The organism is Pseudomonas sp. GB2N2 (genome assembly GCF_054897705.1).
In genome coordinates, this window is the sequence record NZ_CM142701.1 from 3,075,515 (window position 1) to 3,095,080 (window position 19,566).

Annotated in this window: 16 protein-coding genes, 1 tRNA gene and 1 riboswitch; of the genes, 15 read left to right on the forward strand and 2 right to left on the reverse strand. The window is 61.0% G+C overall.

The features are described 5' to 3' along the window. Position 1: 1 nt before the first annotated feature. Together ACYZT4_RS14285 and ACYZT4_RS14290 are read left to right on the forward strand one after the other, a co-directional pair. Positions 2 to 1,516, forward strand: coding sequence for a tripartite tricarboxylate transporter permease (locus ACYZT4_RS14285; protein ID WP_461980580.1), 1,515 nt, complete (start codon positions 2 to 4; stop codon positions 1,514 to 1,516). Continuing rightward, positions 1,509 to 2,552, forward strand: coding sequence for an AbrB family transcriptional regulator (locus ACYZT4_RS14290; RefSeq protein WP_461980582.1), 1,044 nt, complete (start codon positions 1,509 to 1,511; stop codon positions 2,550 to 2,552). Before ACYZT4_RS14285 ends, ACYZT4_RS14290 begins: the two co-directional genes overlap by 8 nt. A 5-nt stretch (positions 2,553 to 2,557) precedes the next feature. Here ACYZT4_RS14290 and ung read toward each other — a convergent pair whose 3' ends face one another. Next, positions 2,558 to 3,250, reverse strand: a complete 693-nt coding sequence (ung, locus tag ACYZT4_RS14295; RefSeq protein WP_461980584.1) for a uracil-DNA glycosylase — start codon at positions 3,248 to 3,250, stop codon at positions 2,558 to 2,560. A 132-nt stretch (positions 3,251 to 3,382) separates the two neighbouring features. Here ung and ACYZT4_RS14300 point away from each other — a divergent pair, with 132 nt between their 5' ends. Then, positions 3,383 to 4,495 carry an enoyl-CoA hydratase/isomerase family protein gene (locus tag ACYZT4_RS14300; protein ID WP_461980586.1) on the forward strand — a complete coding sequence of 371 codons (1,113 nt, stop codon included), beginning with the start codon at positions 3,383 to 3,385 and terminating at the stop codon, positions 4,493 to 4,495. 51 nt (positions 4,496 to 4,546) lie between these two features. Here the strand turns inward: ACYZT4_RS14300 and ACYZT4_RS14305 are convergent, their stop codons facing one another. Then, positions 4,547 to 4,987 carry a hypothetical protein gene (locus ACYZT4_RS14305; RefSeq protein WP_461980588.1) on the reverse strand — a complete coding sequence of 147 codons (441 nt, stop codon included), beginning with the start codon at positions 4,985 to 4,987 and terminating at the stop codon, positions 4,547 to 4,549. A gap of 383 nt (positions 4,988 to 5,370) precedes the next feature. Then, positions 5,371 to 5,471: riboswitch (guanidine-I (ykkC/yxkD leader) on the forward strand. A gap of 60 nt (positions 5,472 to 5,531) precedes the next feature. Between ACYZT4_RS14305 and ACYZT4_RS14310 the strand changes: the two genes are divergently transcribed. The 12 genes from ACYZT4_RS14310 (at position 5,532) to ACYZT4_RS14365 (ending at position 19,394) form a co-directional block, all read left to right on the forward strand. After that, the gene (locus tag ACYZT4_RS14310) at positions 5,532 to 6,599 is read left to right on the forward strand and encodes a putative urea ABC transporter substrate-binding protein (RefSeq protein ID WP_461980590.1); all 1,068 of its coding nucleotides are present in this window, start codon (positions 5,532 to 5,534) and stop codon (positions 6,597 to 6,599) included. Positions 6,600 to 6,614: 15 nt separating this feature from the next. Next, entirely contained in the window at positions 6,615 to 7,430 is an 816-nt protein-coding gene (locus ACYZT4_RS14315; protein ID WP_461980592.1) for an ABC transporter permease, read from the forward strand. Then, a complete protein-coding gene (locus ACYZT4_RS14320) occupies positions 7,427 to 8,215 on the forward strand; it encodes an ABC transporter ATP-binding protein (RefSeq protein WP_461980594.1) in 789 nt (262 codons plus the stop codon). Before ACYZT4_RS14315 ends, ACYZT4_RS14320 begins: the two co-directional genes overlap by 4 nt. An 11-nt stretch (positions 8,216 to 8,226) precedes the next feature. Continuing rightward, on the forward strand, positions 8,227 to 8,952 hold the full coding sequence (locus ACYZT4_RS14325) for an urea amidolyase associated protein UAAP1 (RefSeq protein ID WP_461980596.1): 726 nt from the start codon (positions 8,227 to 8,229) through the stop codon (positions 8,950 to 8,952). An 11-nt stretch (positions 8,953 to 8,963) separates the two neighbouring features. Then, entirely contained in the window at positions 8,964 to 9,605 is a 642-nt protein-coding gene (locus ACYZT4_RS14330; protein ID WP_461980598.1) for an urea amidolyase associated protein UAAP2, read from the forward strand. Between the two features lie 280 nt (positions 9,606 to 9,885). Beyond that, positions 9,886 to 13,527 (forward strand): urea carboxylase, encoded by a 3,642-nt coding sequence (gene uca / locus ACYZT4_RS14335; protein ID WP_461980600.1) that lies wholly within the window; start codon positions 9,886 to 9,888, stop codon positions 13,525 to 13,527. A 25-nt stretch (positions 13,528 to 13,552) separates the two neighbouring features. After that, on the forward strand, positions 13,553 to 15,319 hold the full coding sequence (atzF, locus tag ACYZT4_RS14340; protein ID WP_461980601.1) for an allophanate hydrolase: 1,767 nt from the start codon (positions 13,553 to 13,555) through the stop codon (positions 15,317 to 15,319). Positions 15,320 to 15,510: 191 nt separating this feature from the next. After that, positions 15,511 to 16,998, forward strand: a complete 1,488-nt coding sequence (locus tag ACYZT4_RS14345; RefSeq protein WP_461980603.1) for a sensor domain-containing diguanylate cyclase — start codon at positions 15,511 to 15,513, stop codon at positions 16,996 to 16,998. Between the two features lie 6 nt (positions 16,999 to 17,004). Further along, positions 17,005 to 17,211, forward strand: a complete 207-nt coding sequence (locus ACYZT4_RS14350) for a cysteine-rich CWC family protein (protein ID WP_461980605.1) — start codon at positions 17,005 to 17,007, stop codon at positions 17,209 to 17,211. 57 nt (positions 17,212 to 17,268) lie between these two features. Further along, complete coding sequence (locus tag ACYZT4_RS14355) at positions 17,269 to 17,961, forward strand: pseudouridine synthase (protein ID WP_461980607.1); 693 nt, start codon at positions 17,269 to 17,271, stop codon at positions 17,959 to 17,961. Between the two features lie 313 nt (positions 17,962 to 18,274). Beyond that, the gene (locus tag ACYZT4_RS14360; protein WP_461980609.1) at positions 18,275 to 19,159 is read left to right on the forward strand and encodes an alpha/beta fold hydrolase; all 885 of its coding nucleotides are present in this window, start codon (positions 18,275 to 18,277) and stop codon (positions 19,157 to 19,159) included. Positions 19,160 to 19,320: 161 nt separating this feature from the next. Then, positions 19,321 to 19,394: transfer RNA gene (locus ACYZT4_RS14365), tRNA-Gly, on the forward strand. Positions 19,395 to 19,566 lie beyond the last annotated feature (172 nt).

Consider the following 19,566-nt stretch of genomic DNA (forward strand, 5'->3'; position numbering starts at 1 on the left):
TATGGATACGCTTGGTTATTTGAGCCACGGCTTCGGCGTTGCATTGACCCCTTACAACCTGATCACCGCACTCAGCGGCACGCTGATCGGCACCGTCGTCGGCCTGCTCCCCGGCCTCGGACCGATCAACGGCGTGGCGCTGCTGATTCCGATCGCCTTCGCCCTCGGACTGCCGCCGGAGTCAGCGTTGATCCTGCTGGCTGCGGTTTACCTGGGTTGCGAATACGGCGGCCGGATCAGTTCGATCCTGCTGAACATTCCGGGCGAAGCGTCCACCGTGATGACCACCCTCGACGGTTACCCGATGGCGCGTCAGGGCATGGCAGGAGTTGCCCTGTCACTGTCGGCGTGGAGTTCGTTCATCGGTGCCTTTATTGCCACCTGCGGCATGGTGGTGTTCGCGCCGATCCTGGCGAAATGGGCGATTGCCTTCGGTCCGGCGGAATATTTCGTACTCATGGTGTTCGCGATTGTCTGCCTCGGCGGCATGGCCGGCGATCGACCGCTGAAGACCTTTATTGCGGCGCTGATCGGCCTGTTTCTGTCGACCGTCGGCATTGATGCCAACAGCGGCGTCTACCGATTCACCGGGGACAATATCCACCTCACCGACGGCATTCAGTTCGTGGTGCTGGTGCTGGGCCTGTTCTCCATCAGCGAAATCCTGTTGCTGCTGGAAAAAACCCATCGCGGCCAGGAAGCGTTCCAGGCCACCGGCCGCATGATGTTCAATTTCAAGGAAGCCGCCTCGGTGTTCTGGGTGAACATGCGGTGCGGCGTGCTCGGTTTCATCATGGGCGTGCTGCCGGGTGCCGGCGCTACGCTGGCCAGTGCCGTGGCCTACATGACCGAGAAACGTATCGCCGGTCCCAGCGGAAAATTCGGACAGGGCGACAAACGCGGTCTCGCCGCCCCGGAAACCGCCATCGGTGCTGAAGCCTGTGGCGCGCTGGTGCCGATGCTGACACTGGGCGTTCCCGGTTCGGGCACCACGGCGGTGATGATCGGTGCGTTGTCGCTGTACAACATCACCCCGGGCCCGCTGTTGTTCCAGCAACAACCGGACATTGTCTGGGGCCTGATCGCTTCGTTGTTTATCGCCAACATCATGCTGGTGATCCTCAACATCCCGATGATCCGCATCTTCACCAAAATCCTCGCCGTACCCAACTGGGCGCTGGTGCCGATGATCGCGATCATTACCGCGATCGGCGTCTACGCGGTGCATGCCACCACCTTCGATCTGTTCCTGATGATCGGCATCGGTATCTTCGGCTACATCCTGCGCAAGCTGGACTTTCCGTTGTCCCCGGTTTTGCTCGGATTCATTCTCGGTTGTCTGATGGAGCAGAATCTGCGTCGAGCGTTATCGATCTCCAACGGTTCGCTGGAGATTCTCTGGTCGAGCGGGATCACCATGGGTGTCTGGGCATTGATCGCGGTGATGCTGCTGGTGCCGATCCTGCGAATCTGGCGCAAACGCTCGGTCGCTCGTCGCGCGGTTGCCGATGTCTGATCGGACGCCCTTCAACGCCTGGTGGGGTACGCCGCTGGTCGGCGCGCTGGGCGGTTTTCTCGCCAGTCAGGTCGGTTGGCCGCTGCCGTGGATGGTCGGCTCGCTGCTCGCAATCATCCTCGTGCGTTGCCTGACGCCCTGGCAATTGGCGGAAATCCCGGGCGGGCGCAAGGTCGGTCAGTGGGTCGTCGGCATCGGTATCGGCCTGCACTTCACCCCGGTGGTGATGGAGCAGGTGCTCAGCCATTTCGGCTTGATTTTCTTCGGTGCGTTGGTCACCAGCCTGTCCGCCGTGGTCGGGGTCTGGTTGATGCGGCGCACCGGCGAGGATCGCGCCACCGCGTTTTTTTCCAGCATGCCCGGCGGCTCCGGTGAGATGGTCAACCTCGGCGCGCGCAATGGCGCGGTGCTCAGTCGCGTAGCGGCGGGGCAAAGTCTGCGGGTGTTAGTGGTGGTGTTATGTGTGCCAGCGGCGTTCAAGTATCTGTTGGGTGACGGCGCGCCGGTGTTTCATCCGTCCGCCGTCAATGGGTGGTGGCTGGCGCTGCTGTTCCCGGCGGGCGCTCTGGCGGCGTGGATCTGGGAGCGTCTTCGTCAACCCAACCCCTGGCTGTTCGGGCCGTTGCTGGTGAGTGCGGCGGTGAGCATTGGTTGGGATCTGCATATCGGTTTGCCCAACGGCGGCAGTCAGATTGGTCAATGGCTGATCGGCAGCGGCTTGGGTTGTCACTTCAACCGGCAGTTTTTTCGGCGGGCGCCTTCGTTTATGGGCCGGACGTTGATTGGCACGGTCCTGACCATGTTGATCGCCACGGCAGCCGCGTTAGGGTTGAGTGCGCTGACCCATCTGGATTTGCGTTCGCTGACCCTGGGCATGATGCCCGGCGGGATTGCGGAGATGAGTTTGACGGCGGAGACCCTGCAATTGTCGGTGCCGCTGGTGACGGCGATGCAGGTGATGCGGTTGTTGTTTGTGTTGTTTCTGGCGGAGCCGTTGTTCAAGTATTGGAACCGTAATCCGGATTCCCCCGGATAAACCATTCAAACCGGCGCCAACCGCCACTCGATCGGCGTCTCGCCATTCTGCTCCAGATACTTGTTAGTCCGACTGAAATGCCCGCACCCGAGAAACCCGCGATAGGCAGACAGCGGCGACGGATGCACCGACGTGAGCACCAGATGCTTGGTCGCATCAATCAGCTTCTGCTTGCTCTGCGCATGCGCGCCCCACAGCATGAACACCAGATGCGGCTGACGCTCGCTGACCACTTCAATGATCCGGTCAGTGAAAAACTGCCAGCCCTTATCCTTGTGCGCATTGGCGTTGGCGCGCTCGACGGTCATGGTGGTGTTGATCATCAACACACCCTGGTCCGCCCAGCTCTGCAAATAGCCATGGTTGGGAATGTCGATGTTCAGATCGCGCTTCAACTCTTTGTAGATGTTCACCAGCGACGGCGGCGCCGGCACGCCCGGTTGCACCGAGAAGCACAAGCCATGGGCCTGGCCCGGGCCGTGATACGGGTCCTGCCCGAGGATGACGACTTTGACCTTGTCCAGCGGCGTTGAATTGAGCGCGTTGAAAATCATCGGTCCCGGTGGGTAGATTTCCTTGCCCGCCGCGCGCTCCTGCTGCAGGAAATTTCGCAACTCTGCCATGTAGGGCTGGTCGAACTCGGCACGCAGTGCGTCCTTCCAGCTTGGTTCGAGTTTGATACGGTCGTCGGTGGTCATGGCTGCATCCGGTAAAAACAATGAGGCGAACCGTAGGAAAGCCCGTCACGCTTGTCAATTGATCTGACGCAGAACCGGCATTTTCCTGCATTGCGATCATACTCAACGCTCAAATTCCTGATCGAGGTCACGATGAATCTGCACTTCGAAGAACTCACCGGCACCGACGGCGCCCGCATCGGCATTGCCAGCCTGGATGCCGAAAAGTCGCTGAATGCCCTGTCCTTGCCGATGATCAACGCCTTGCGCGACCGGCTGGACGCGTGGGCCAAAGACCCGCAAATCGTCTGTGTGTTGTTGCGCGGCAATGGCGCCAAGGCCTTTTGTGCGGGCGGCGAAGTGCGCAGCCTGGTGGAAGCCTGCCGCGCGCACCCTGGCGAAGTGCCGCCGCTGGCGGCACAATTCTTCGCGGCGGAATATCGCCTGGACTTCAATCTGCACACTTACCCGAAACCGCTGATCTGCTGGGGCCATGGCTATGTGCTGGGCGGCGGCATGGGTCTGCTGCAAGGCGCGAACATCCGGATCGTCACCCCGAGCAGCCGCCTGGCAATGCCCGAGATCACCATTGGTTTGTACCCGGATGTCGGCGCCAGTTGGTTTCTGTCGCGCCTGCCCGGCAAGCTCGGTTTGTTCCTCGGTTTGACCGGCGCCCACATGAACGGTCGCGATGCGATCGATCTCGACCTGGCCGACCGTTTCCTGCTCGATGAACAGCAAGAACAGCTGATCGAAGGCCTGCTGCAATTGAACTGGCAGGAACAAACGCCGATGCAGCTCAACAGCCTGCTCAAGGCCTTGCAGCAAAAGGCGCTTGCGCAAATGCCCGAAGCCCAGTGGCTGCCGCGCCGCCAGCACATCGATGAACTGCTGGACGTCAGCGATGTGCGCTGCGCGTGGAAAGCCATCAGCCAACAGCGTGACAGCACGGACCTGATGCTGAGCCGGGCGGCACGCACTTTGAGTGAAGGTTCGCCACTGACGGCTCATCTGGTGTGGGAACAAATCGCCCGCGCTCGGCATATGTCGCTGGCTGAAGTTTTTCAGATGGAATACACCCTGAGCCTCAACTGCTGTCGGCATCCGGAGTTCAGTGAAGGGGTGCGGGCGCGGTTGATTGATAAGGATCAGAAGCCGCACTGGCATTGGCCGGATATCAATAACGTACCGGATGCGGTCGTGGAGGCGCATTTCCACAAGGCCTGGGAGGGGCGGCACCCGTTGGCGGATCTGTCGGAGTACTGAATGTAAATGTGGGAGCCTGCTGGCTCCCACACATCGTGCATTTAACTCAAGTTACCGGCGCCCACCCCGTCCATCATGATCCCCGCGACCATCATGGTCGCCTCGCCCGCCGTGGTTGCGTCCGCCGCCACGGTAATCGTTGTTCCAGCCGCCACGGTTACGCCCGTCCCATCCCTGATTCTGATGAGCCCGGTAATCGCCGCGTGGTGACTGGTAATAACGCGGTGCCGGTTGGTAAACCCGCGGTTGTTGGTAGTACCGCGGCGTTGGCTGGTAATACCGGGCGGGCGGCGCGTAATAGCGGCGCTCGGAGGTGTAGTAACCACCGCTGGAGTAGTAAGGCCCGCCACCTGAGTAATACGGCGCTGGGGACGTGTATACGTCGGAACTGTAGTAGCTGCCTCCTCCATCGGCATAGGGCACGCACGCACCAATAGACAATCCCACTACAGCGAACAGAAGAATTTGGCGGAGCTTTTTTTGAAGGAGCATGGCGGCCTCCTGGACCGCGAGTGAGCCACACCAGCGACGCTGGCGAGCGACAGTCAATTATTCGGTGACTGTCGAAAGATCAGACATCGATTTCGAAATCTGGTGCGGTCTCGCAACAAGTTGAAACATCTCCCCGATGAAAGGTTTTTCATGCATTCACCGGCTGATTAGTGGTGCCAGTGGCCATATCCACCGCCGAAATAACACGGGTCATAACGTCCCATTGCGGTGCGCCAACGCACCATCACAAGGCAGCACCCGCTCGCCGCTGAAACCCACTAATCGCGCAATCCCGCGCGCCAGGCACGTTAAGCCAACTTGGCACGGCTCTCGCTTTAGCAAACCCGTGCAGGAGTCATTACAGGTTCGCGGCACCACAATTTGCAATGGCTGACTAGGGTTCCGGCTCGCTTAGGCGAGTGGCTGGTCCGAGAGTTGGCGACCTCCAGTTGAGGTTACACGGCGGGACAAAAGCCCGGGAGACAAGACACCGTTTACGGTGCCGCTGCCTTCCTGTCCGCCCTCGATCAACTGGAGAACCACCATGTCCCAGATCCGTTTACCCGCCCTGCTCGCCGCGGCTTTCGCAGCCTTCGTGAGCCTCTCTTCCCAAGCCGCGCAAAAAGACCACTTCAGCGTCTGCTGGACCCTCTACGCCGGCTGGATGCCCTGGGAATACGCGGGCAGCCAAGGCATCGTCGACAAATGGGCGAAAAAGTACGGCATCAAGATCGATGTGGTGCAACTCAACGACTACGTCGAATCGATCAACCAATACACCGCCGGCCAGTTCGACGGCTGCACCATGACCAACATGGACGCGCTGACCATTCCGGCAGCCGGTGGCGTCGACAGCACCGCACTGATCGTCAGCGACTTTTCCAACGGCAACGACGGCATCGTGCTCAAGGGCGACGGCAAGAAAGTCACCGACCTCAAGGGCATGGACGTCAATCTGGTGGAACTGTCGGTCTCCCACTACTTGCTGGCCCGCGCGCTGGACTCGGTCGATCTCAGCGAGAAAGACCTGAAAGTGGTCAACACCTCCGACGCCGATATCTCCGCCGCGTTCAACACCGACCAGGTCAACGCGGTCACCACCTGGAACCCGATGCTCTCGGACATCAAGGCCAAACCGGGCGTGACCGAAGTGTTCAATTCCAGCCAGATCCCCGGCGAGATCATGGACATGATGGTGGTCAACAGCGCCACCCTCAAAGACAACCCGGCCCTGGGCAAAGCGCTGACCGGCGCCTGGTTCGAAGTGGTCGAGTTGATGAACGCGAAAAACGCCGCCAGCAAGGTCGCCCTCGAACACATGGCCAAAGCTTCTGGCACTGATCTGGCAGGCTTCCAGTCGCAACTCGACACCACCAAATTGTTCGCCACGCCGAAAGAAGCCCTGGCCTTCTCCACCAGCAGACAGCTGCCGGACACCATGCGCAAGGTCGCCGAGTTTTCCTTCTTGCACGGCTTGCTCGGTGAAGGCGCCAAGGACACCAGCGCGATCGGTATGGCCTTCGCCAACGGCGTGACCAGCGGCGACAAAAGCAATCTGAAGCTGCGCTTCGACTCGAGCTACGTGCAGATGGCCGCCGACGCCAAGCTGTAAGAAGGGGACCTGGCCATGCGCCTGATCAATCGCCACCCGGATCGCCCGAGTCGCCTGGTGTTGGTGATCCTGCCATTCGCCCTGGTGCTGTTCGCCTACTTCATGGGCTCGGCCGAGCGACTGACGGACAACCCCAACGACAAGCTGTTGCCGAGCGCGGTACAGATGTCCGACGCGGTGAAACGCCTGGCGTTCACCGCCGACAGCCGGACCGGTGAATACGTACTCTGGCAAGACACCGCGTCGAGCCTGCGTCGCTTGGCCATCGGCCTCGGCATCAGTGCGCTGGCCGGGCTGTGCCTGGGCATCGCCGCCGGCACGTTGCCGCTGTTTGGCGCGCCGTTGTCGCCACTGCTGACGGTGCTGTCGATGGTGCCGCCGCTGGCGATCCTGCCGATTCTGTTCATCGTCTTCGGGCTGGGGGAATTGTCGAAAGTGATGCTGATCGTGATCGGTATCACCCCTTGCCTGGCGCGGGACCTGGAACAGCGCGCCCGGGAAATTCCGGTCGAGTTGCTGATCAAGGCCCAGACCCTCGGCGCTTCAACCTGGACGCTGATGTTGCGTGTGGTATTGCCGCAATTGCTGCCGCGCCTGCTGATCTCGATGCGTCTGATGCTCGGTTCGGCGTGGTTGTTCCTGATCGCCGCCGAAGCCATCGCTTCCACCGACGGCCTCGGCTACCGGATCTTCCTGGTACGCCGCTACCTGGCGATGGACGTGATCCTGCCGTACGTGGTCTGGATCACCCTGCTCGCCTGGCTGATGGATTGGGGCCTGAAGCGCCTGACCCAGCGTGTTTTTCCCTGGTACGAAGGAGCGCGGGCATGAGCTTCATCACGGTGAAAAACGTCTGGCAGGAATACGCCGATCAGGTGGTGCTCGAGGGCTTGAACCTGAACGTCAACGAGGGCGAGTTCTGCACCCTGGTCGGCGCGTCGGGCTGCGGTAAATCGACCTTCCTGCGCCTGCTGCTTGGTCAGGAGCGTGCCAGTCGTGGCGAGATTTTACTGGACGGTCGGGCACTGGCCGGCGAACCGGATTCGAGCCGTGGCGTGGTGTTCCAGCGCTACTCGGTGTTCCCGCACCTGACGGTGCTGGACAACGTCGCCCTCGGCCTCGAACTGCCACGTTCGCCGCTGCTTGGGCGGCTGTTTGGCAGTGCTAAAAAAGACGCCCGCGAACAGGCTTCGGTGCTGCTGCACACAGTCGGCCTCGGCCACTCGCTGGACAAGTACCCGGCACAGCTTTCCGGCGGCATGCAGCAACGGCTGGCCATCGCCCAGGCGCTGATCATGAAGCCACGCGTGTTGCTGCTCGACGAACCGTTCGGCGCGCTCGATCCGGGCATCCGCAAAGACATGCACGGCTTGCTGCTGGAGCTGTGGCGCGAAACGCAACTGACCGTGTTCATGGTCACCCACGACCTGTCCGAAGGGTTCAGCCTCGGCACCCGTTTGCTGGTGTTCGACAAGGTCCGCGTCGACCCGCACGCCCCCGGCGCCTATGGCGCGCGCATTACCTACGACATCCCTTTGAACAGCGACCGCCGGGTCAACCGCGCCGCCGTCGATGCCTTGCCGGCTCAGCTGGCAAGCACGCTTCGTATCGCTTAGAGGAAATGAAAATGACTGATGCGACCCAACTGTTCCCGCCCTTCGCCGAAGAAATGCTCCCCGGCGGCGGCCATCGTTCCTTCGTGTTGAAACGCGGCCAATTGCTGCGCCTGACGGACATTCGCGGCGGCGCCAACGTCAGCCTGACGCTGCTCAACGCCAACGAAAAAACCGAACGCCTGAACCTGCCCGACAGCCTCAAATGCCAACACACCGCCAAGCTCACCATCGGCCATTGTTTGTACTCGGACATGGGCCGCGTACTGGCCGCCATCACTGCCGACACCTGCGGCTGGAGCGACAGCCTCGGCGGTGTGCTCTGCGCTGAAGAAGTCGCGGAAAAATACGGTGCAGGCCGTTATCAGGAACTGCGCAACGGCTTCTTCCGCAACGGCACCGACAACCTCTTGGTGGAACTCGGAAAGTGGGGGTTGGGCCTGTCGGATTTGCTGATGACCCTCAACCTGTTCAGCCGCGTGAATGTCGATGAGGCCGGGTGCTTCCACTTCGTCGAAGGGCATTCCAGGGCCGGTGACTACATCGAGTTGTACGCGCCGATGGACACGCTGGTGGTGCTCACCGCGTTGCAACATCCGATGGACCCTGCCCCGGAGTACGCACCGAAACCCTTGAAGCTGAGCTGGATGAACGCCGACGCCAGCGTCGCCGAACACTGCCGCACTTCGCGCCCGGAAAACGAGCGCGGCTTCATCAACACCGACCGCTTGTTCGCCTGAGGATCGCTGCCATGCCACTCGCAATCGCTACACATCAAAAGCATCCAGAGACAGCGATCTACCACGCAACCATCCCGGCCGGCGAGCCGTGGCTGATGGAAGTCAAGGCCGGCCAGACCCTGCGCATCCTCGACCTGGAAGGCAACCAGGCGGTCGATACCTTGTTCTACAGCGTCGCCAACCCCACAGAACGCTACGACGTGCAACGCACCTTGCGTCGGCAGAACAGCGTCTACCTGAGCACCGGCAGCGTGCTCTATTCCAACCTCGGCAAACCAATGCTGACCATCGTCGCCGACACCTGCGGACGTCACGACACCCTCGGCGGGGCCTGCGCGCAAGAGAGCAACACCGTGCGCTACGCCCTGGAAAAACGCTACATGCACAGCTGCCGCGACAACTACCTGCGCGCCTGCGTCCACGACGGGCGACTGGGCAAGGGTGACATCGGGCCGAACATCAATTTCTTCATGAACGTGCCGGTCACCGCCGACGGTTGCTTGACCTTCGAAGACGGCATTTCGGCACCGGGCAAATACGTGGACCTGCGGGCGGAGATGGATGTGATCGTGCTGATTTCCAATTGCCCGCAATTGAACAATCCGTGCAACGCCTACAACCCGACACCTGCGGAGCTGCTGGTATGGAACTGAAAATAGTGCGGTTGCGCAAATGGTTGTTTGCGCTGTGCCAGGCGCGTTCCGGGCAGTGCCTCAAACCTCAAGAACACCACCTTCCGCTGTAGGAGCGAGCCTGCTCGCGATAGCGGTGTATCAGACACATCAATGCCAACTGACACACCGCTATCGCGAGCAGGCTAGCTCCTACAGGGGGGCGTGGTGTTTTTGAAGTGAATAATTTTTCCGTCGAGGACGACCTCGGCGTCCAACGAAAAACTGCGGGACGGCCCGCATCCCCTTCAGGGGTTACGCCATGTTCGAAAAAGTCCTGATTGCCAACCGTGGCGCCATTGCCTGCCGCATCTTGCGCACCTTGCGTCAGCTGCACGTCCGAGGCGTCGCCGTGTACTCGGAAGCCGACGCCGCGAGCCTGCACCTTCTGCAAGCCGACGAAGCCCACAGCCTCGGTGAAGGCGCGGCCGCCGGCACCTATCTGGCGGTCGAGAAAATCCTCGCCATCGCCAAAGCGACCGGCGCCACGGCGATCCATCCCGGCTACGGTTTCCTCTCGGAAAACGCCGCGTTCGCCGAAGCCTGCGAGGCGGCCGGTATCGCCTTCATCGGCCCGACGCCCGAGCAACTGCGCGTGTTCGGTCTGAAGCACACCGCACGCGCCCTCGCCAAGCAACACGGCGTGCCAATGCTCGAAGGCACCGAGCTGCTCGACAGCCTCGACGCGGCATTGATTGCCGGCGAACAGGTCGGCTACCCAGTGATGCTCAAAAGCACCGCCGGCGGGGGCGGTATCGGCATGCGTGTGTGCCGCAGCGCGGCCGAGTTGAGCGAATCCTTCGAAGCGGTAAAGCGCCTCGGCCAGAACAATTTCAGCGACGCCGGTGTGTTCATCGAGAAGTACATCCAGCGCGCCCGGCACTTGGAAGTTCAGGTGTTTGGCGACGGTCGCGGTGAAGTGATCGCCCTCGGCGTGCGCGACTGTTCAGTGCAACGCCGCAACCAGAAAGTCCTTGAAGAAACCCCGGCGCCGAACCTGCCCGAGGGCATGGCCGATGAGCTGTGCGCGGCGGCCATAAAACTGGCGAAAGCGGTGAACTACCGCAGCGCCGGGACTGTGGAGTTCGTCTTCGACAGCGCAGACCAGCGCTTCTACTTTCTGGAAGTGAACACCCGGTTGCAGGTCGAACACGGCGTCACCGAACAGGTGTGGGGCGTGGACCTGGTGCGCTGGATGGTCGAGCTCGCGGCCGATGATTTGCCGCCGTTGAGCGAGCTGTGCAAAGGTTTGAAAGCCGAGGGTCACGCGATTCAGGCGCGACTTTACGCGGAAGATCCGGGACGTGATTTTCAACCGAGCCCAGGCCTGCTGACCGCGGTGAATTTTCCTGCTGCCGATGGCAAACAGCTGCGCATCGACACCTGGGTCGAAGCCGGCTGCGAGATTCCGCCGTACTTCGATCCGATGATCGCCAAGGTCATCAGCTGGGCACCGACCCGCGAAGAAGCGCGTGCCGATCTGCATCAAACCTTGGGCGACAGCCAGCTCTATGGCGTGGAAACCAACCGCGATTACCTGCGGCAGATTTTGCTTGATGCGCCGTTCGCCAGCGGTCAGCCGTGGACCCGGTGCCTGGAACATCTGGTCTATCAGGCCAACACCTTTGAAGTGCTCAGCGCGGGCACCCAAACCAGCGTTCAGGATTATCCGGGCCGACTCGGTTATTGGGCGGTGGGCGTGCCGCCGTCGGGTCCGATGGACAGTCGCGCGTTGCGTCTGGGCAATCTTCTGCTGGGTAACGACGAAGGCCTCGCCGCGCTGGAAATCACCATGAGCGGGCCGTTGCTGCGCTTCAATTGCGCTGCCGTTGTGGCGGTGACCGGCGCAGTGATTCCGCTGACGCTGAACGGTGAAGCCGTGGCAATGAACACCGCGCTGCTGATTCCCGCAGGCGCTACGTTGAGCCTGGGCACGATTGCCGGCGCGGGCGCGCGCAGTTACCTGTGTCTGCGTGGCGGACTGCAGGTGCCGGATTATCTGGGCAGTAAAAGCACCTTCACCCTTGGGCAATTTGGCGGGCACGGCGGTCGCGCGTTGCGCGCCGGCGATGTGTTGCATGTGCCGGCGTTGAGCAACCACAGCGTCGGTGAGCAATTGCCTGAACTCACTGAGCTGGCAGCCGTCCGGAAAATCCGCGTGATCTACGGCCCGCATGGCGCGCCGGAATACTTCACTGAAAACTACATCGGCACCTTCTTCGCGACGCAGTGGGAAGTGCACTTCAACTCCAGCCGCACCGGCGTGCGCCTGATCGGGCCGAAGCCGGAATGGGTGCGGGCGGATGGCGGTGAGGCAGGGTTGCACCCGTCGAATATTCACGACAACCCGTATGCCATTGGCGCGGTGGATTTCACCGGCGACATGCCGGTAATTCTCGGGCCGGACGGTCCGAGCCTGGGCGGGTTCGTGTGCCCGGTGACCGTGATCGAGGCCGACCTTTGGCAGCTGGGGCAACTCAAGGCTGGGGACAACGTGCAGTTCCAGCCCGTCGATATCAAAACCGCCCGAACCCTCGCCCAGAATTGGAACATCCCCTGTAGGAGTGAGCCTGCTCGCGATGGCGGCAGTACAGCCTACATTGATGTAACTGACGCACCGCTATCGCGAGCAGGCTCACTCCTACAGGGAATCGTGTCGCCTGTGGTGTTGGATTTGGGTCAGGGGGATACACGGCTGGTTGCGAGACTTTCGGGCGACACTCACCTGCTCCTGGAAATCGGCGCCCCTGAACTTGACCTGGTCCTGCGCTTCCGCGCTCACGCCCTCATGCAGGCGCTGGAATGCAAACACCTGCACGGCGTAATCGACCTCACACCGGGCATCCGCTCGCTGCAAGTGCACTACCAACCCGAGCAACTGCCGCTGGCGGATCTGCTCGGCATCGTCGCCGGTGAATGGGACGCGGTGTGCGCCGCACAAGACCTGCAAGTCCCCTCGCGCATCGTCCATTTGCCACTGTCCTGGGACGACCCGGCCTGCCAGTTGGCAATTGAAAAATACATGACCACCGTGCGCAAGGACGCGCCGTGGTGCCCGAGCAATCTGGAGTTCATCCGCCGCATCAACGATCTGCCGAACCTCGATGAAGTGCAACGCACGGTGTTCGACGCCAGTTATCTGGTCATGGGTTTGGGCGATGTCTACCTCGGCGCGCCGGTCGCCACTCCGCTCGATCCGCGCCATCGCCTGGTGACCACCAAATACAACCCGGCCCGCACCTGGACCGCGGAAAACTCGGTGGGCATCGGCGGCGCGTACATGTGCGTCTACGGCATGGAAGGCCCCGGCGGTTATCAGTTCGTCGGGCGCACGTTGCAGATGTGGAACCGCTACCGCGAAGTCGCTGCGTTCGATGGCAAACCGTGGTTGTTGCGCTTCTTTGACCAGATCCGCTTCTACCCGGTGAGCGCTGATGAACTGTTACGCATTCGTCGCGATTTCCCCCTCGGCCGCTTCGATCTGAACATCGAGCACAGCCAGTTGAACCTCGCGGACTACCAGGCATTTCTGGCGAAAGAAGCTCAGACCATCGCCGCGTTTCGCGAGCAGCAACAAGGCGCTTTCAACGCCGAGCGCGAGCGTTGGATTGCCAGCGGCCAGGCGCATTTCGACAGTGAAGAGCCGGCGCCGGAAGTGACCCATGAGACACCGCTGGCCCTCGGCGAAATGGGCGTCGACAGCCACATCGCCGGCAACCTCTGGCAGGTTCAGGTGCAAAGCGGCAGTCGTGTTGCCCCCGGTGATGTGCTGGTGATTCTGGAGTCGATGAAGATGGAAATCCCGCTGCTCGCACCGATGGCCGGCATCGTCCGCGAGATCCGCGTGCAACCCGGTTCGGCGGTGCGCGCCGGACAGCGCGTCGTGGTGCTGGAACTCGACTGAACTCACTTTGCAAAGGACTCACTTCATGACCATCAATCTGCAACTCGACGCCCTGCGCAACGCCTACCGCGACGGCAGCATCACACCCCGCCAATTGCTGCTGAGCTTGCGCGACAAAGCCGCCGCGCTGAACCCGGATTATCATCTGTTCATTCATTTGCTCAGCAGTGAAGAACTGGAACCGTACCTCGCCGCGCTGGACGGTCGCGATATCGACAGCCTGCCGCTGTACGGGGTGCCCTTCGCGATCAAGGACAACATCGACCTGGCGGGGATTGCGACCACCGCGGCGTGCCCGGCGTTTGCCTATGTGCCGGACCAGTCGGCGACCATCGTCGAGCAGTTGCTGGCGCTGGGCGCAATTCCGCTGGGCAAGACCAATCTCGACCAGTTCGCCACCGGGCTCAACGGCAGCCGCTCGCCGTATGGCGCATGCCCGAACAGCGTGTTGCCGGAGTATCCGTCGGGCGGTTCCAGCGCCGGATCTTCACTGGCGGTGGCGCTGGGCGTGGCGAGCTTTTCGTTGGGCACCGATACGGCGGGCTCGGGGCGAGTGCCGGCGGGCTTGAACAATCTGGTGGGGATGAAAGCCACCAAAGGACTGATCTCCACGGCGGGCGTGGTGCCGGCCTGCCGCACCCTCGATTGCGTGACGACCTTTACCGCGACGGCGCGGGAAGCCAGTCAGTTGCTGGCGCTTACAGCACACCTCGATCCGCGGGACGAGTACAGCCGCAGCAACCCGCTGTGGAATGACGGCTCGGCGTTCGGCACACCGCGCCCGTTCCGCTTCGGCGTACCGCGTGCGCAGGACCTGGAGTTCTTCGGTTGCCCTGAAGGGCCACTGCTGTTCGGCGACGCCATCGATCAGCTCAAGGCGTTGGGTGGCGAAGCGGTCGAGCTCGATATGTCGGCGTTTTTCGAAGCGGCGCGGTTGCTCTACGAAGGGCCCTGGGTCGCGGAACGCTACAGCGTTGCCGGTGAATTGATGGAGAAAGATCCGCAAGCGGTGCTGCCGGTGATTCGCGCGGTGTTGGCGAAGGCGCCAGCGGTCAGCGGCGTGCAGACATTCCGCGCGCAGTATCGGTTGCAAGCCCTGAAAACCCTGTGTGACAAAGCACTGGCAGGACTCGATTGCGTGGTCACGCCGACCATCGGCCGTCCTGTCACCCTCGCGGAGCTGGACGCCGAACCGGTGCTGCGCAATTCGGAACTGGGTTACTACACCAACTTCATGAACCTGCTGGATTACGCCGCCGTCGCGGTGCCGAGCGGTTTCATGGGCAATGGTCTGCCGTGGGGCGTGACGCTGTTTGGCCGGGCGTTTACCGATCAGTATTTGCTGAGCGTGGCGGATGCGTTCCAGCGCCTTTCTCCTGCGCCAACAACGGTCGCGCGTAATGATCGTGCGCGGTTGGTGGTGTGCGGCGCGCATCTGGATGGGCTGGCGTTGAACTGGCAGTTGAAAAGACGCGGCGCGACGTTGGTCGAGACGACGCTCAGCTCGCCGGACTATCAACTGTATGCCTTGGCCGGCGGCCCGCCGTTTCGTCCGGGGATGGTGCGGGTGAAGGATGGCGGCGTGGCGATTGCGGTGGAGGTTTGGGAGTTGCCGAGCAGCGAGTTGGGTTCGTTTCTGACTGGGATACCTGCGCCGCTGGGGTTGGGCAAGGTGCAACTGGCAGATGGGCGTTGGGAGAGTGGCTTTATCTGTGAGCAGTATGGATTGGAGGGGGCGGTCAATATCAGCCATCTCGGCGGGTGGCGTGCGTATCTGACACATTTGAGGTGATCTTTCGAATCGCCGGCAAGCCGGCTCCCACAGGTTTTATGCGTTTCTTGTGGGAGCTGGCTTGCCAGCGATGGCGTCAGCCTGGGCACCGCGGAACCTGATCCCTGCCGATTCACCCCACAAATCCTCCAGTTATTTACCGGCAGTGCCACTAGAATGCTCCCCAACGGATCATTGCCAACGGAATCGCCATGCCGCTTCACTCGCCGCTGTATTCGCAACGTTCGCTGGTGCTGACGCTGATCGCGCTGTTGGGCGCTGGGTTCCTTGCCACGTCCTTCCTCAGCTACTACGCCTCGCGCGCCTCGATCCGCGACAACATCGTCAACACCGAGCTGCCGCTGACGTCGGACACGGTCTACTCGGAAATCCAGAAAGACCTTGTCAGACCAATCCTGATTTCCTCGATGATGTCCCGCGACACCTTCATGCGCGACTGGGTGGTGAACGGCGAGCAGAACCCCGAGCAGATGACCCGCTACCTCAACGAGGTGATGACCCATTACGGCGCCTACAGCGCGTTTTTCGTCTCCAACGGCACGTTGACCTATTACCACGCCAAAGGCGTGCTCAAGCAGGTCAAGGTCACCGAGCCGCGCGACGCCTGGTATTTCCGCGTGCGTGACATGGCCGACCCTTACGAGATCAACGTCGACCCGGACCTGGCCAACAAGGACAACCTGACCTTCTTCATCAACTACAAGGTCTACGACTACAACAACCGTTTCATCGGCGCGGCAGGCGTTGGCCTGACCGTGGATGCAGTGATCAAGCTGATCGACAAGTACCAGCAGCGCTATCAACGCAGCGTGTATTTCGTCGACACCTTCGGTCGACTGGTGCTCACCGGCGCGGAAGGTGGCCCGCAAGGCGCGCGCATCGGCCAGAAGCTCAGCGAAATCGAGAGCATGAAAGAGCTGATCGGCCAGTTGCCCAAGCCCCACAGCGGCAGCTACGAATACTCCGTTCGCGGCCAGGGCCATTTCCTCAACGCGCGGTTTATTCCGGAGCTGAACTGGTACCTGTTCGTCGACAAACGCGAAGACGGTGCCCTGAATGAAATCCGCCAGTCGCTGTACCTCAACCTGCTGATTTGCCTGCTCGTGACGTTGACCGTGCTGGCACTGCTCAGCCGGGTGATCAAGCGCTATCAAGGCAAGATCCAGGCGCAGGCAACCCTCGACAGCCTCACCGAATTGCCCAACCGTCGCGGCTTCGACCTTCTGGCCGCACAAGCGATGCACGAGGCCCAACGCGAACCGAAACCGCTGACCGCGTTGTTGCTGGATCTGGACCACTTCAAGGTGTTGAACGACACCTACGGTCACTTGGCCGGCGATCAAGTGCTGATCGGCTTCGCCCGGGATCTGCACAGTTGCCTGCGTCACTCCGATATCGTCTGCCGCTGGGGCGGTGAAGAATTTATCGTGCTGCTCAAGGACACCGACGGTGAGACCGGTCTGATGATCGCCGAGAAAATTCGTCACCACGTCGAACAACAGCGTTATGCCTACAACGATCACGCCCTGCAGCTGACCGTTAGCATCGGCCTGACAACACTGCAACCGGAAGACACCTTGCACACCCTGCTCTCCCGGGCAGATCATGCGATGTACCGGGCCAAGCAATCCGGCCGGAACCGAACCTGCGCGCAAATGCCTCAAACCAGTTATGCATAGTCCTACATGACCACACCTGAACTCTGCCCGGCCTGCGGTGCTTCCAACGACTGCACCCTGGCTGACCCGCGAACCGCCGATCGGGCCTGCTGGTGCTACAGCGTCAGCATCGATCCGGCGGTACTCGAAGCCCTGCCGCCAGAACTGCGCGACAAATCCTGTCTGTGCCCGCGTTGTGCGCAGGTTCAGGCGCAGGTCGAGGCGCAGTTGTAAGCATCACCATGGCCGATCACGTAAGATGCGCGGCCCTTTTCCTGTCGATCTCACTTCATGCGCGTTGACCGTTTTCTCAGCAACTTGCCCCGCTTCAATCGACAGCAGGTTCGCCTGTTGCTGGTGGAAAAGCGCGTGCGGGTCGACGGAAAAATCGTCAGCGACCCGCACACCGAAGTGCTGGAATTCAGCCGCGTCGAGGTGGACGAAGACGTGCTGCAAATCGGCAAACCCGCGCGCTACTTCATGCTGCACAAACCGCCCGGATGCGTCAGCGCCACCCGCGACCCGAAGCATCCAACCGTGCTCGACCTGATCGATGAGCCGGACAAACACGACCTGCACATCGCCGGCCGCCTCGACTTCAACACTACCGGCCTGATGCTGATCACCAATGACGGCAGCTGGTCGCGACGCCTCACCCAACCGCAGACCAAACTGCCGAAGGTCTACTACATCGAGACCGAACAGGAGATTGGCCCGGAATACGCATTGAAATTCACCGAAGGCCTGTACTTCGCTTTCGAAGACCTCACGACGTTGCCGGCCGACCTGGTGCTGCTCGGGCCGAAGTCGGCGCGGTTGAGCATCGTCGAAGGTCGTTACCACCAGGTGAAGCGGATGTTCGGCCACTTCGACAACAAAGTGCTGCGCCTGCACCGTGAACGCATGGGCCCTCTGGTGCTCGATAACGCGCTAAAACCGGGCGAGTACCGCGCACTGCGCACCGAAGAGATCCAATTGATCTAAGCAGCGTACCGCTCAGCAGAAGTTGTCGAACAATTTACCAATGGCACTTGCGTGATTACCACTCCCCTGCTTGAATCAGGACGTCAGCCGAAATGTGACTGGCGAGTCACAACATACTTCTAAGAAACTTTTTGCCGGTTAGAGAACCCTCAGGTTCCGCCTCAGACCGACAGACTGCCCGCCAATAACAACACCCGTCGACCGGACTGCAATGGATCGACATGGGCCTCCAAATTCCAGGCGTATGCCTACCTGTCACAAAGCTCGTGCAATCTCATTTGCGCGCATACCCGCTTGCCAGGAGTCTTATGACATGAGGCCAGAAATCGCTGTGCTGGATATACAGGGTCAGTATCGGGTTTACACGGAGTTCTATCGCGCAGACGCCGCAGAGAAGACCATCATCCTGGTCAACGGCTCGATGGCCACGACTGCGTCGTTCGCACAAACCGTGAAAAATCTGCATCCGCAGTTCAATGTTGTTTGCTATGACCAGCCCTACGCGGGCAAATCGAAAGCTCACAATCTGCATGAGAAACTGCTGACCAAGGAAGTCGAAGGGCAGATTCTCCTGGAACTGATCGACCACTTCGCCGCCGAACACGTGCTGTCGTTCTCCTGGGGTGGCGCCGCGACCCTGGTCGCCCTCGCCCAACGGCCACGGCGCATCGAAAAAGCCGTGATCAGCTCGTTCTCCCCGGAGATCAACGCGCACATGCTCGACTACCTCGAGCGCGGCGTTGATTACCTCGGCAGCCGCGACGGCGACCGGGTTGGCAACCTGGTGAACAGCACCATCGGCAAACACCTGCCGACCCTGTTCAAGCGCTTCAACTACCGGCACGTCAGCAGCCTGGCCGATCACGAATACGGGCAGATGCACTTCCACATCAGCGACTTGCTGCACAGCGATCGCGAGTGCTTTCTCAAGGCCTCGGAAAAAATCAACGTTCCGGTGCTGTTCGTCAACGGCGAATGGGACGAATACACCGCCGCCGACGGCGCGCGACTGTTCGCCAACCGCGTGCAACACAGCACCTTCTCCACCATCGAAGCGACCGGCCACTTCCTCGACATGGAACATAAAGCCGCCTGCCGCGACAGCCGCAACGTTCTGCTGGGCTTCCTGCAACCTGCTCCACCGGCAAGCCGACCGCGTTACCACTACGTCCAGGACCACCATGCATTGGCCATCTGAAACGGTGTCGTCGCGAGCAAGCCCCACCCTGTAGGAGCGAGGCTTGCCCGCGAACGACCGATTTAGGGTCTGATGTCCTGTTTCACCCGCGCTAAACCCATCCCGCGCAAAGAAAAACTTCATTTCCATGCGCACATCTGGTACAAAGTCAGCCGCTCTGAGCGGGTGTCGTATAATGGCATTACTCCAGCTTCCCAAGCTGATAACGAGGGTTCGATTCCCTTCACCCGCTCCAATCGAATTTTGGTCTCACGTTGATTTTTGACGGGGGATGCAGGTAATAAAAAACCGGCCTTGATGGCCGGTTTTTTTGTGTCTGGGGTTTGTGTTTCGGCGCGGAAATTAACGTTTTTCCGTGAAATCGGAGTTTTGTTAACGTTTTTCTCGCGTCAGTAACGGTTTCACGG

Coding starts and splice junctions, on each gene's coding strand:
- ACYZT4_RS14285 (WP_461980580.1), top strand. CDS start 2: ATGGATACGCTTGGTTATTTGAGCCACGGCTTCGGCGTTGCATTGACC.
- ACYZT4_RS14290 (WP_461980582.1), top strand. CDS start 1,509: ATGTCTGATCGGACGCCCTTCAACGCCTGGTGGGGTACGCCGCTGGTC.
- ung (WP_461980584.1), bottom strand. CDS start 3,250: ATGACCACCGACGACCGTATCAAACTCGAACCAAGCTGGAAGGACGCA.
- ACYZT4_RS14300 (WP_461980586.1), top strand. CDS start 3,383: ATGAATCTGCACTTCGAAGAACTCACCGGCACCGACGGCGCCCGCATC.
- ACYZT4_RS14305 (WP_461980588.1), bottom strand. CDS start 4,987: ATGCTCCTTCAAAAAAAGCTCCGCCAAATTCTTCTGTTCGCTGTAGTG.
- ACYZT4_RS14310 (WP_461980590.1), top strand. CDS start 5,532: ATGTCCCAGATCCGTTTACCCGCCCTGCTCGCCGCGGCTTTCGCAGCC.
- ACYZT4_RS14315 (WP_461980592.1), top strand. CDS start 6,615: ATGCGCCTGATCAATCGCCACCCGGATCGCCCGAGTCGCCTGGTGTTG.
- ACYZT4_RS14320 (WP_461980594.1), top strand. CDS start 7,427: ATGAGCTTCATCACGGTGAAAAACGTCTGGCAGGAATACGCCGATCAG.
- ACYZT4_RS14325 (WP_461980596.1), top strand. CDS start 8,227: ATGACTGATGCGACCCAACTGTTCCCGCCCTTCGCCGAAGAAATGCTC.
- ACYZT4_RS14330 (WP_461980598.1), top strand. CDS start 8,964: ATGCCACTCGCAATCGCTACACATCAAAAGCATCCAGAGACAGCGATC.
- uca (WP_461980600.1), top strand. CDS start 9,886: ATGTTCGAAAAAGTCCTGATTGCCAACCGTGGCGCCATTGCCTGCCGC.
- atzF (WP_461980601.1), top strand. CDS start 13,553: ATGACCATCAATCTGCAACTCGACGCCCTGCGCAACGCCTACCGCGAC.
- ACYZT4_RS14345 (WP_461980603.1), top strand. CDS start 15,511: ATGCCGCTTCACTCGCCGCTGTATTCGCAACGTTCGCTGGTGCTGACG.
- ACYZT4_RS14350 (WP_461980605.1), top strand. CDS start 17,005: ATGACCACACCTGAACTCTGCCCGGCCTGCGGTGCTTCCAACGACTGC.
- ACYZT4_RS14355 (WP_461980607.1), top strand. CDS start 17,269: ATGCGCGTTGACCGTTTTCTCAGCAACTTGCCCCGCTTCAATCGACAG.
- ACYZT4_RS14360 (WP_461980609.1), top strand. CDS start 18,275: ATGAGGCCAGAAATCGCTGTGCTGGATATACAGGGTCAGTATCGGGTT.